This window comes from bacterium (assembly GCA_022616075.1).
In the GTDB taxonomy this organism is placed as follows: domain Bacteria; phylum Acidobacteriota; class HRBIN11; order JAKEFK01; family JAKEFK01; genus JAKEFK01.
In genome coordinates, this window is record JAKEFK010000202.1 from 39,895 (window position 1) to 50,701 (window position 10,807).

12 protein-coding genes and 3 tRNA genes are annotated in these 10,807 nt (G+C 48.7%); 4 read left to right on the forward strand and 11 right to left on the reverse strand.

Translation table 11 applies throughout. The features are described from left to right. Positions 1-5 precede the first annotated feature (5 nt). From L0156_16190 to L0156_16200, 3 genes are all read right to left on the reverse strand, one after another. Positions 6-78 (reverse strand) — tRNA-His (locus tag L0156_16190). 154 nt (positions 79-232) lie between these two features. Further along, positions 233-306, reverse strand: a tRNA-Arg gene (locus L0156_16195). A 101-nt stretch (positions 307-407) separates the two neighbouring features. Further along, positions 408-481: transfer RNA gene (locus tag L0156_16200), tRNA-Pro, on the reverse strand. A gap of 200 nt (positions 482-681) precedes the next feature. Here L0156_16200 and L0156_16205 point away from each other — a divergent pair. Further along, positions 682-840: a hypothetical protein gene (locus L0156_16205; protein ID MCI0604531.1), complete on the forward strand. Its 159-nt coding sequence runs from the start codon at positions 682-684 to the stop codon at positions 838-840. 13 nt (positions 841-853) lie between these two features. Here L0156_16205 and L0156_16210 read toward each other — a convergent pair whose 3' ends face one another. From L0156_16210 to L0156_16245, 8 genes are all read right to left on the reverse strand, one after another. Beyond that, on the reverse strand, positions 854-1,486 hold the full coding sequence (locus L0156_16210) for an FHA domain-containing protein (GenBank protein ID MCI0604532.1): 633 nt from the start codon (positions 1,484-1,486) through the stop codon (positions 854-856). A 121-nt stretch (positions 1,487-1,607) separates the two neighbouring features. Beyond that, positions 1,608-4,388, reverse strand: coding sequence for an FHA domain-containing protein (locus tag L0156_16215; protein ID MCI0604533.1), 2,781 nt, complete (start codon positions 4,386-4,388; stop codon positions 1,608-1,610). A gap of 119 nt (positions 4,389-4,507) precedes the next feature. Beyond that, positions 4,508-5,077, reverse strand: a complete 570-nt coding sequence (locus tag L0156_16220) for an SIS domain-containing protein (protein ID MCI0604534.1) — start codon at positions 5,075-5,077, stop codon at positions 4,508-4,510. Continuing rightward, positions 5,074-6,066 (reverse strand): tRNA preQ1(34) S-adenosylmethionine ribosyltransferase-isomerase QueA, encoded by a 993-nt coding sequence (gene queA / locus L0156_16225; GenBank protein MCI0604535.1) that lies wholly within the window; start codon positions 6,064-6,066, stop codon positions 5,074-5,076. The genes L0156_16220 and queA overlap by 4 nt, the downstream gene beginning before the upstream one ends. Continuing rightward, a complete protein-coding gene (ruvB, locus tag L0156_16230) occupies positions 6,063-7,100 on the reverse strand; it encodes a Holliday junction branch migration DNA helicase RuvB (GenBank protein ID MCI0604536.1) in 1,038 nt (345 codons plus the stop codon). The genes queA and ruvB overlap by 4 nt, the downstream gene beginning before the upstream one ends. A 90-nt stretch (positions 7,101-7,190) precedes the next feature. Continuing rightward, positions 7,191-7,781 (reverse strand): Holliday junction branch migration protein RuvA, encoded by a 591-nt coding sequence (ruvA, locus tag L0156_16235; GenBank protein MCI0604537.1) that lies wholly within the window; start codon positions 7,779-7,781, stop codon positions 7,191-7,193. Continuing rightward, the gene (gene ruvC / locus L0156_16240; GenBank protein MCI0604538.1) at positions 7,778-8,212 is read right to left on the reverse strand and encodes a crossover junction endodeoxyribonuclease RuvC; all 435 of its coding nucleotides are present in this window, start codon (positions 8,210-8,212) and stop codon (positions 7,778-7,780) included. Before ruvC ends, ruvA begins: the two co-directional genes overlap by 4 nt. A 58-nt stretch (positions 8,213-8,270) precedes the next feature. Beyond that, positions 8,271-9,020, reverse strand: coding sequence for a YebC/PmpR family DNA-binding transcriptional regulator (locus L0156_16245; protein ID MCI0604539.1), 750 nt, complete (start codon positions 9,018-9,020; stop codon positions 8,271-8,273). A gap of 92 nt (positions 9,021-9,112) precedes the next feature. Here L0156_16245 and L0156_16250 point away from each other — a divergent pair, with 92 nt between their 5' ends. The 3 genes from L0156_16250 to L0156_16260 all read left to right on the forward strand — a co-directional run. Then, a complete protein-coding gene (locus L0156_16250; GenBank protein MCI0604540.1) occupies positions 9,113-9,298 on the forward strand; it encodes a Trm112 family protein in 186 nt (61 codons plus the stop codon). Positions 9,299-9,321: 23 nt separating this feature from the next. Beyond that, positions 9,322-10,287, forward strand: a complete 966-nt coding sequence (gene rfaE1 / locus L0156_16255) for a D-glycero-beta-D-manno-heptose-7-phosphate kinase (GenBank protein ID MCI0604541.1) — start codon at positions 9,322-9,324, stop codon at positions 10,285-10,287. Positions 10,288-10,305: 18 nt separating this feature from the next. Then, positions 10,306-10,807: tetratricopeptide repeat protein (locus L0156_16260; protein MCI0604542.1), on the forward strand; the 502-nt coding region annotated here is incomplete at its 3' end.

Genomic DNA, 10,807 nt, shown 5'->3' on the forward strand with positions numbered 1-10,807 from the left:
TCGAAGGTGAGTGAGGGGACTCGAACCCCCGACCACTGGAGCCACAATCCAGTGCTCTGCCAACTGAGCTACACTCACCAAACAAGCTTCCCTAATATATCGACAACCTCAAATCGAGTCAAAACGACGCGCAAGAACGTCTTCGCGTTGACGCGTCTTTGCGTTCCCGCGTCCAATCTGCGTATCCAATGACGCGATAGACACGCAGACTCGCGACGCGTCGACGCTTCAGCGCGCCCGGAGAGACTCGAACTCCCGACCCTCTGCTTAGAAGGCAGATGCTCTATCCAGCTGAGCTACGGGCGCAAAAGATCGTCGACGCGTTAAAGCGTCCACGCGTCTTTGCGTCGAGAGACGCGCAGACGACGCGGAAACGCATAGATGAGTCGACGAGTCGACGCACTTAGTCGGGGCGAGAGGATTTGAACCTCCGACCCCCTGCGCCCAAGGCAGGTGCGCTACCAGGCTGCGCCACGCCCCGAAAAGCCCACATCCATTATATATCCATGGCCTGCGAGCGTCGCCCATAGAACCATTTAGCGGGAATGCGTCATTCAGACAATAGAATTGGAAGATGAGGCAATCAGAAAATAACACACAGACAGGAACCTGTCAAACTTCTGTAATGGAACTTGTTACTGTCTTTTTTAATGATAAACTTTTTTAAAGAGAAGAAGTTCTATGGAAAAAGACAGTAAGACCAAAATCGGTGAGAAAGTTCAAGAAACGGGAAACTACGTTTGCGACAACTGTGGTCATTACCAGTATTTTGAAAGGGGAGACGATTTCGAAGATTGCCACTCATGCTATGAGCCAGACATAGTCTGGGAAGAAGAATAAAACAGATGTGCGGCTAGGGTGCAAAAACGAGAAGGATTAAACCGATTGCGGCCAGCACCAGGATTGCGCCGATCCCTAACCAGATGTAATCAGTAAACGCAGATGATGTCTTACCTTCGGGAATAACAACGGCTTGTCTTGGCGCAACATGAGCCGGTGGAGGTTCAGGTTTTGGCTGTTCAACAGCCGGAGATTCGGCCGGTTTCTCCGGGCTTGGAGCCGCCTGTTTTGGTTTTTGCTCTTCCGCAGGCTTTGACGCCCCAAGATCGGGCGCCGTGCCTGATCCTATTTTTTTCTGAGCAGGTGGTTGCGCCGATACCTCAATCATTGTATCCATCGATTCGTCTTCTACGACGAATTGAATGGTGTAGGGAGAAACAGTAATTAAATCTTTGTCTTGCAGAGAATATTTTTCCCTTGCGACCAGTTGCGCTCCATTCAGCAGAGTCCCATTCGTGCTTCCCAGATCCATCACAAAGTATTCATTGTTTTCGAAAACAAAAGCGGCATGGCTTCCCGAAATCTCAGCGCGGTTGAAAGATAAATCATTGCTCGGCTTGCGCCCGATGGTGATGCTGGGACGGTCAAACGGAACTTCCTGCACCGTTTGACGATCTTTAGAAGTAAGAACCAGTTTTGCTTTCATATTGAAACTTTAACGCAGCTCGTAGTTACAGAGCATTTGCCACGGAAAAGAACGGCCATATTAGCGATTTTGTTCATATCAAATACAACATAATCCGATGACGGTGGCAAATGCTCTGCCACTACCTAAGACGTACGCTCCAGCTTCCTTCTTCGCCGGTGGAGCTTACTTCAAAATTGCCTACCAGAGCTTCCCCTTCTAATCTGCCGACAAAGTTTAGTCTCCGCGAATCCTTTTCCACAAACGTAAACTCTAATGGGTACGCTTGTGATTTTCGATACATTCCTGACAGCGGGAAGGTTCCTAACTTTTTGTAAGCTACGTTCTCAAATCCGCCTTCATTCCTCCCCATTCCAACTTTCCAATTGACTTCAGCAGTTCCAGAAACCGTTCCTTCACCGCTCTGGCGCAACGTTAAGACCAGCTCAAGATCGGCATCCGAGATGTTTGAATAGAGATTATTTGTCATTCTTCCGCCCCATTTGCCGTCCACACTGGAGATTTTTTTGGGGGGAGACATGCTTAAAGCAATCAGTTTGTTGCGTTGTTCCTGAGGCAAATTATCAAGGAAGTCTTTTTTGTAATATTTAGTTCCCTGAGGACTCTTCACCGAATAAAAATTGTAGATTTGTTGGAGAACGGAGCCGCCTGCGCCCAGAATACCTGTGCTGGAAGGACTTTGAACCTGAACAAAGACTTTGTAGTACGAATCGATCAGCATCCGCCACCACTCCGCCAGTGCATCCACTGTTACCATACGTTGCGTAATCTTGCTGTACGCCAGCGCATCGTCCGGAAACACACGAAGTAGAAGTTCACGGTGATCCAGCACATCCGAACCTGCAAAAATAGAATTGATTCCTTCTAGTTTTTCTAAACTGATTCTGGCTGATGAATTTTGACGGAAGAATGGAATCTTGTCATTTAGATTTCTGGCAATGACTTCTGCGCGTGCCCTGCTGCTCGCATATTCATCTTTCGCAACGAGGACGAGGAAGGTACCGATGTTCGTGCCGACAGAGTGTTCATTGAAACCCAAAGCACTCGAATAGGGCTGCGCGCTGAAAGAGAGTTGGAAGCTTTCAATGTATTCCGGCAGCAGGGTAAATTCTGCTTTCTGTCCCACCGGCACATCCTTCACTCTTACGTGAATCGAAATGACCCGACCTCCTTCAGGAATGCTTTCCGGAAACGCCGGGACAGTCACAACGATTTCATTTGCAGTCGTGGTCTTGATCGCGGCTTGCGTGTTGTCAAAATAAACTACAGCGAATGCTGGAACTTCATCCATCACAATGCGAACGTCCGCGCCCGAGTTTGCCGAAGAAGGAATCACGGACTGTATTCGGATGCCCGGAAGGATCAGGAAATCCCTTCCTTCTTTGCTCCTGGTTCCCTCTAGAGCGAGCGTCACGGGCAGTTTCAGCCCATCATCCGGAACATTTTCTTCAATTGCCGGAACGGACACAGTAAGCTGACTTCTGTTTTGTGAAACAACAGGAGCTCTCCGTGAACCAAAGTATACTTCGAGGTTCTCCGCGGCTCCGCTGGTTTCGAGGATTACAACACTGCCTGACCGGCCGGAGACCGGCTCCATCTTTTTGATTTCAGGAAGAAGAATCAGCAGGAAGGGAGCTTTTGCCACGGTGCCTTTCTCACCTTCGAGTATGATTTCGGTTTGTTGAGTGCCGGTCCGCACATTCGGAAACGAGGGGACTTTTAGCTGGATTTCATTTTTCTTCTTTTCCAGAATAGGCGCTTCTCTGCCGGAGATCGTGGCGGTTCTTATCAGTTCTGTATCGAGATTCTGATTGAAGATCACAATCAAATCTCCGGAAGTCCCTTTGTCCGGGTTCGCAATTTGCTCGGATACCGTTTGTTTTCCCGAATAAAACAGGAGTCCGATTGCTACAACCGCCAGTAGTACAATCAAAGCCGCGCCGATCATCAATCCTATTGTCATAGCGCTCGTCCCTTTTTTCTTGGGAGCTTGCTCGCGGACAGCTGCAACTTCCGGCCCTGACGGTGGAGGTACAGGCACAGGAGATATTGCGTTTGCCTCGGATGGCGCCGCCTCTGGCGCAGTTTCTGGTAAAACCGGCTGTTCCTGCTCGCTTGTAATGTTTTTCGATTCTACGGCGCCCGGTTTGCTATCCGTAATTTGTACTTCTTCGATTTTTGACAGAAGCGCTTCTGCAGGATTGCTGAAAACCAGCCTCACTGGATCGCTATGGTTTTGCTGGCCCAGACGGATCTCATCGCGGTCTCGCAGCTTGTACGTTCCTTCGATGCGAACATCGTTACAATACACTCCATTAGCGCTGCCAAGATCTTTTACAAAAGCGCCATTCCAGCTAAAAGAGATTTCGGCATGTTTTCGCGAGATCGTGGGATGATCGATGACGATATCGCATTGATTGCCACGTCCCATGACAATGACTTTTCCTTCCGTTAGTTCAATCTGTTTACCATTGTTTGGGCCTCCCATCACGATGATCCTGGGTTCCTGTTGTGATTCCCAGGAACCGAGAAGTTCCATGACCATCTGGCGGGCCACTTGAACCGTTGCTCCTTGATCTACTGGAGAGACTGCAACTCCGCTTGTAAAATAAAGCTCGAATGATTGAATTCGAATCGTATCGCCATCCTGGAGCAGTTTCTTTTCACCCGCAAGAAGGCGCTGATCGTTCAGGAAGGTCCCATTGATGGAGCCACGATCGACCAGGTAATAGTTTTCCCCTTCTTTCAAGATTTGTGCATGGAATCCGGAGACAGTGGAATGAGGCAATTGAATGTCATTTTCTTTAAGACGTCCGAGTGTTACAACAGGCTGATCGTATTCATAGTTGTAGGTTTTCGGGTCAGCTTCTGTTCCCTGAGTCTTTAAAATGAGTTTGATCATATGAATTAAAGCCTAACCGCAGAGACGCGGAGGCGCGGAGAAAAGAAAAAACTCCTCTAAACTCTGCGTCTCGGCGTCTCTGCGGTGATGCTATTCAAGTTGAGTATAACACCTGAAGTTTACAGATTTCGTTCAAGAAGTTGACAGACGACGTGAATGCACAGCCCATGAACCTCCTGGATGCGTGGTGTCGAGTCGTGAGAAACAACCAGCGCCACATCGCATAGTTCTTTTGCTGCTCCGCCATTCCGCCCGAGAAGGCCGGCCGTGCGACACTGTTTCCGGCGGGCTGCGCGCAATCCTTCTACGATATTAGAAGAAGTTCCGGTCGTAGAAATAGCGACCGCAAGGTCACCTGGCTCGGCCAGGACCGCAATTTGTTGGGCATACACCTCGGCGAAAGCGTGATCGTTCGCGATCGCAGTCATCAGGGAAGTATCAGTGTGAAGCGCAAGAGCTTTCATTCCGAGAGGGCGCTCGTCGACTTTGTGCATAAGCTCGGCTGCAAAATGTTGAGCATCCGCAGCGGAGCCTCCGTTGCCAAAAATCAGGACCTTTCGTTTTTCGTTCCGGACCTCTTTCAACATTTTCCAGAACAGAAGAACCGATTCCCGGTTTTCATTGAAAAAAACTTTCTTCAATTCCAGCGAATCACCGACAGCTTTTTCCAGAAATTCTTCAGCGTTCATAGAATTAATGACGCATCTCCGTAACTGTAGAAACGGTAATCATTTTTTACTGCGTGTTGATAAGCAGCGCGAATCAACTCATATCCGGCGAAGGCGGAAACGAGCATCAGCAGGGAAGACTTGGGAAGATGAAAATTCGTGATCAATCCCCGGACCACATGAAATTGATAACCGGGATAGATGAACAGGTTTGAAAACCCGTGGAGCTCTTTCGTGAGTGCGATTGTCTCGAGCGCCCGGATTGTTGTGGTTCCAACGGAAACTACACGCGAAGCATTCTGGATCTTTTGCCACGTTGCGGCGGAACAGGAATAGTATTCCGGATCGATGCTGTGTTCGGTAACATTACTGTTTTTTACAGGACGGAACGTGCCCGGTCCAACATGGAGAGTTATTTTGCAACTCTGAATCTTGCGTTTCTTCAAATCGCCCAAGAGCCGTCGAGTAAAATGCATGCCGGCTGTCGGCGCAGCAATGGATCCAGGTTTTCTTGCGTAGACGGTCTGGTATCGTTTGCGATCTTCGATGCTCGGCTCGCGGTCAATATACGGAGGAAGAGGAACCCTGCCGTATCTGTTCAGCAACGCATCCACATCCCCGTTGAACCGGATGAGCCTGCCATTCTTTGAGTGCGAAAGCACTGTCGCTGAGACGCCGGCAATCTTGAAGACTGCGCCGGGCTTGAAATGTTTTCCTGGATAAACGAGACAATCCCAACAGGATGGCTCCACCTCACGAATCAAAAGAATTTCACCCGCATCACTGAGTATCCTGGCAGGGATGACTTTTGTATTATTCATTACAAGAAGGTCACCGGGTTGCAAATATTCCGGAAGATTGCGGAAAAGGGAATCCTGGAACTTTTGATTTTGCCGGGAGATGAACAACAGTTTGGAAGCATCCCGTGGTGTGACGGGAAACTGCGCAATCCTTTCGGACGGAAGATAGTAGTTATAACTCTCCAGCGAAAGTAGTCCAGACGAATTCATTTTTCAAATAAGGTCTGTTGATTCTGCGTTTGGTTGGGCTTAAATCCCAGATGCTTGTAGGCGAGAGGCGTTGCAATTCGTCCGCGGGGCGTTCGTTGTAGAAAACCGATTTGCATCAGAAAGGGTTCGTAGATGTCTTCGAGTGTGGATTTTTCTTCGGATGTCGCTGCTGCAAGAGTGTTCACTCCCACCGGACCGCCATCGAATTTTTCAATGATGGTTAGCAGGAGTTTGCGGTCAATTTCATCGAGACCGAGCGGATCGATCTCCAGCATTTCCAGGGCGCGTTTCGCGACATCCTGTGTGATGATTCCATCCCCTTCCACCTGTGCAAAATCCCGAACTCTTCGCAACAAACGATTGGCAATGCGGGGAGTGCGTCGCGAACGCCGCGCGATCTCTTCGGTGCCTTCTTTTTCCAAAGCGATATTCAAGATGCGGGCGGAACGGGTGATGATTTTGAATATGTCTTCCACCGAATAGAAGTCCAATGTGTGCCGGATCAAAAACCGGTCGCGCAAAGGTTTTGTAAGGGAACCTGCGCTGGTGGTTGCGCCGATCAAAGTAAAAGGGGGCAAATTGATTTTGAAACTTCGCGCTGCAGGTCCTTGCCCGACGATGATGTCGATTTTGTAATCTTCCATAGCAGGATAAAGTATTTCTTCGATCGCTGGATGAAGGCGGTGGATTTCATCGATAAAAAGGATTTCCAGCTCCTGTAGGTTTGTGAGAAGAGCCACGAGATCACCAGCGCGTTCGATGACCGGTCCGGCTGTGGTCTTCAAACTCACATTCATTTCGTGAGCGACGATGTAGGCCAGCGTTGTTTTGCCCATACCCGGAGGGCCCATCAATAAGATGTGATCGAGTGCTTCTTTGCGCTGGCGCGCTGCCTGAATTGCCACCTGCAAATTCTTGCGGACTTTTTCCTGGCCAACGTACTCGTTAAAAGTTTGCGGACGAAGATGCGCTTCTTCTTTGAGCTCTTCGCCGGTCGGCACGCTTACGATAATCCGTTCCGTCTGATTGGCCATGCTATTTTTGAACCGCCAAAGCGTCAAGGAGCCAAGATAAGAACAAAAATTCTAATATTCTTGGCGTTTTGGCGTCTTGGCGGTGGTATTTCATGCTGAGATGATCTGCAGCGAACTCCTCAAAAGAACCTCAAAGCTGGCGTCGGAAGTGACCTGATCCAGCACCGTTTTTACGGTACGTTCCGCTACAGACCTATGATAACCCAGATTGACCAGCGCACTGATCAGATCCTCACGAACCGGCTTCTCTTTTTCCGGTTGCGTTACTTCCGAAAGGAGTTGCGGGATCTGTTCGCGAAGCTCCAGACAAACACGTTCTGCCGTTTTGCGTCCGACTCCCGGAATCGATGTGAGTTTCAACAGATCCTGTCTTTGGATTGCAGGAATCAATTCCTCGGCTGTCATGCCGGACAAGAACGAAATTGCCATTTTCGGTCCGACATTACTCACACTGATGAGTTTTTCAAATAGATGTTTTTCCCGCACAGTTCGAAATCCATAGAGCGCAATGAGATCTTCGCGCACAACGGTATAAATATAGAGAGCAATTTCGCTTCCTTCACCAGGAAGATCATAAAAAGTTGATACGGGAATACTGACCGTATATCCGACTCCATTTACATCGATCAGAACGCTGTTGGGTGTCTTTCCCAGTAAAATTCCTTTCAAATATCCGATCATTTTAGCTTGCTCCGAAACGCAGAAACTTGCGCATGTGTGATCGCCAGACCCAGTGCATCGGTAAGATCATATTTTGCGTGGCCAAAATCGGCATGGATCATCATTTCAATCATTCTTTTGAGCTGATTTTTTTCTGCGCGCCCGTAACCCGTGACCGCACTTTTCACTTCAAGCGTGGAGTATTCAAATATCTCACAAGCGTTGTTGATCAAACTGAGCAAAATGACCCCACGAACCTGACCCAACATCAGCGCAGAACGCACATTACGGGCATGGAATATTTGTTCGACCGCCGCTGTCTGAGGTTTGTGTTGGCGGCAGATGCCCGAGATTTCTTCAAAAAGCTTTCTCAGGCGGGAAGAAAAAATGGTGTCGGAAAGTCGAATGCAGCCAGCTTCAACGAGCTGAAAGTTTTGGCCATCGGAATCAATGATCCCGTAACCGGTAATGCGCGAACCAGGATCTATTCCAATGATACGAGTAATGTCTTCACCCTGCTAATTGGACCAGTTCTTCTTCGGAAATATCAAAATTTGCCCAAACTTTTTGAACATCCTCATGATCTTCCAGCGCTTCCACGAGTTTGAGCACCTGCTGTGCTTCTTTTCCAGTGACTTGAATCCAGGTTTGAGGAATCATCGCCAGTTCAGCGGAAACGGTTGGAATTTCGCTGGCCTGCAGCGCGGCAGTCACTTTGTGAAAAGCTTCCGGTGTCGTCAGAACTTCAAAATTCCCGGAATCTTCCTGAATATCGTCTGCGCCTGCTTCCAGCGCGATCTCCATCAATTTTTCCTCATCCACCGCGTTTTTGTCGATTACGATCGATCCTTTTTTGCTGAACATCCAGGAGACGCTGCCGGCTTCACCCATGTTTCCATTGTTTCGTGAGAACACATAACGCATTTCGGAGACCGTACGATTCTTATTATCGGTCATTGCCTCCACAAGAATCGCGATTCCACCAGGCCCGTACCCTTCATAGGTAATCTCTTCGTATTGAACACCAGGCAATTCGCCGGTTCCTTTTTGTATCGCGCGTTTGATGTTGTCACCCGGCATATTTGTTTGCTTGGCTGCCATGATCGCGGCCCGTAAACGAGGATTACCATCGGGATCCCCGCCGCCAATCCGCGCCGCTACCGTTATTTCTTTGATTACCTTGGTGAAAGCTTTGCCCCGTTTAGCATCCTGTACCGCCTTGACATGCTTCACCTTGCTCCATTTTGAGTGGCCTGACATAAAATTCTCCTCTGTGAATTAGATGATGGTCGTGTTGATGATATTTTAACATAAAGGTTGCTTCAAACGGAACGTTGAGATATAACAGGTTTATGGCTGTAAGTCAGGAATTACTGAATATTCTCGCCTGTCCCGTCTGCATCAAAAGCGTGCATCTCACCGCGGATGGAAAGGGATTACGTTGTGAACAATGTAAACGGATCTACCCGATCGTGGATGATATTCCTGTGATGCTGATCGAAGAAGCGACTCTCGAGGAAACCCCGGAAAAATCATAATTTTGTCCCACCGCGAAATCTCTATGGATCGTTCCGCCGCCGAAAAACTGATACACAGATTTTCTGAGCTGAAGATTCTTGTGCTTGGAGACTATATGTTAGATCAGTTCATTTGGGGGCACGTAGATCGAATCTCACCGGAGGCTCCCGTGCCGATTGTGGATGTGGAGCGGGAATCTTTTTCGCTGGGAGGAGCCGGGAATGTCGTTCAAAACCTCGAGGCGATGGGAGCTCACGCAATTCCTCTCGGAGTTCTGGGTGAGGACGATGCCGGTAAAAAAATGCTGGACCTGTTCCGTGAAAGAAACGTAGACACGGAAAGCTTGTTTGTTATGCAGAGACCAACAACGGTTAAGACGCGAATCCTGGCTCATCAGCAGCAGGTGGTGCGCGTCGACCGGGAATTGAAAACTTACATCGATAACGCAAATCGCTCGCGTCTCGTAAGCCGTTTTCTGGAGAAACTGGATCAGGTGGATGGCATTATCATCTCTGACTATTCGAAGGGCACCATTACTCCTAATCTATTAGAGGAAATACTCCCCGCGGCGCGAAAACGAAAAAAGATTGTTTGCGTGGACCCTAAGGTCCGTTTTTTTTCTTCTTATACGCCCGTCACGATCCTCACGCCAAACGTGAGTGAAGCAAGTAGTGTGCTCGGATATCCCATTCAGACGGAGCAGGAACTCGCGGAGGCGGGAGAACGTATCCTCAAAACGATTGATTGCAAGGCGCTCTTGATCACGCGGGGAGATAAAGGGATGGCGCTTTTTCATGAGGGCAGGATGGATCTGGTTCCAGCTCGCGCCCGGGAAGTGTACGACGTTACGGGCGCAGGTGATACCGTGATTTCGGTTCTTTGTCTGACTCTCGTTGCCGGGGTCGATCTGCTGGATGCTGTGAAGATTACAAATATCGCGGCTGGAATCGTTGTGGGAAAAATAGGAACGGGAACGGTTGCTCCCGGAGAACTTTTAGCGGAATTTTAATCACCAGGAGAGGTTCGGATGAAACACAATGTCTGCATTCTGATCGCAATTTTATTCACTACAACGAGTTTTGCGCAGCACCAGCACGGCACAGAAGAAAAAAGTGGTTCTGCGGTGCTGCTGAGTGGCTTGGGAAATTATCATCACCCCGTATCTACGAAAAATCCTGAAGCGCAAAAATATTTTGATCAGGGTTTCAATCTGATTTATGCATTCAATCATGACGAAGCGATTCGTTCTTTCCGGAAAGCACTCGAACTGGATCCAAACATGGTCATGGCGTACTGGGGAATTGCTTTTGCTTTGGGACCGAATATTAACCTGGATGTGAACCCGGAGCGCGAAAAGCAAGCCTACGAGGCGGTTCAAAAAGCTATTGGAGTATCGTCAACTGCGCCGGAAAATGAGCGCGCTTACATAGAAGCGTTGGCGAAACGGTACAGTAACGATCCAAAAGCAGATCTGAAAAAACTGGCGGTCGAATATAAAGATGCGATGAAGATTTTGATGGAGCGTTATC

Excerpts from the sequence above, each read along its gene's own strand:
- queA (MCI0604535.1), bottom strand. The coding sequence starts at position 6,066 with ATGAATTCGTCTGGACTACTTTCGCTGGAGAGTTATAACTACTATCTT.
- L0156_16210 (MCI0604532.1), bottom strand. The coding sequence starts at position 1,486 with ATGAAAGCAAAACTGGTTCTTACTTCTAAAGATCGTCAAACGGTGCAG.
- ruvA (MCI0604537.1), bottom strand. The coding sequence starts at position 7,781 with ATGATCGGATATTTGAAAGGAATTTTACTGGGAAAGACACCCAACAGC.
- L0156_16205 (MCI0604531.1), top strand. The coding sequence starts at position 682 with ATGGAAAAAGACAGTAAGACCAAAATCGGTGAGAAAGTTCAAGAAACG.
- L0156_16250 (MCI0604540.1), top strand. The coding sequence starts at position 9,113 with ATGGCTGTAAGTCAGGAATTACTGAATATTCTCGCCTGTCCCGTCTGC.
- L0156_16220 (MCI0604534.1), bottom strand. The coding sequence starts at position 5,077 with ATGAACGCTGAAGAATTTCTGGAAAAAGCTGTCGGTGATTCGCTGGAA.
- L0156_16245 (MCI0604539.1), bottom strand. The coding sequence starts at position 9,020 with ATGTCAGGCCACTCAAAATGGAGCAAGGTGAAGCATGTCAAGGCGGTA.
- L0156_16215 (MCI0604533.1), bottom strand. The coding sequence starts at position 4,388 with ATGATCAAACTCATTTTAAAGACTCAGGGAACAGAAGCTGACCCGAAA.
- ruvB (MCI0604536.1), bottom strand. The coding sequence starts at position 7,100 with ATGGCCAATCAGACGGAACGGATTATCGTAAGCGTGCCGACCGGCGAA.
- rfaE1 (MCI0604541.1), top strand. The coding sequence starts at position 9,322 with ATGGATCGTTCCGCCGCCGAAAAACTGATACACAGATTTTCTGAGCTG.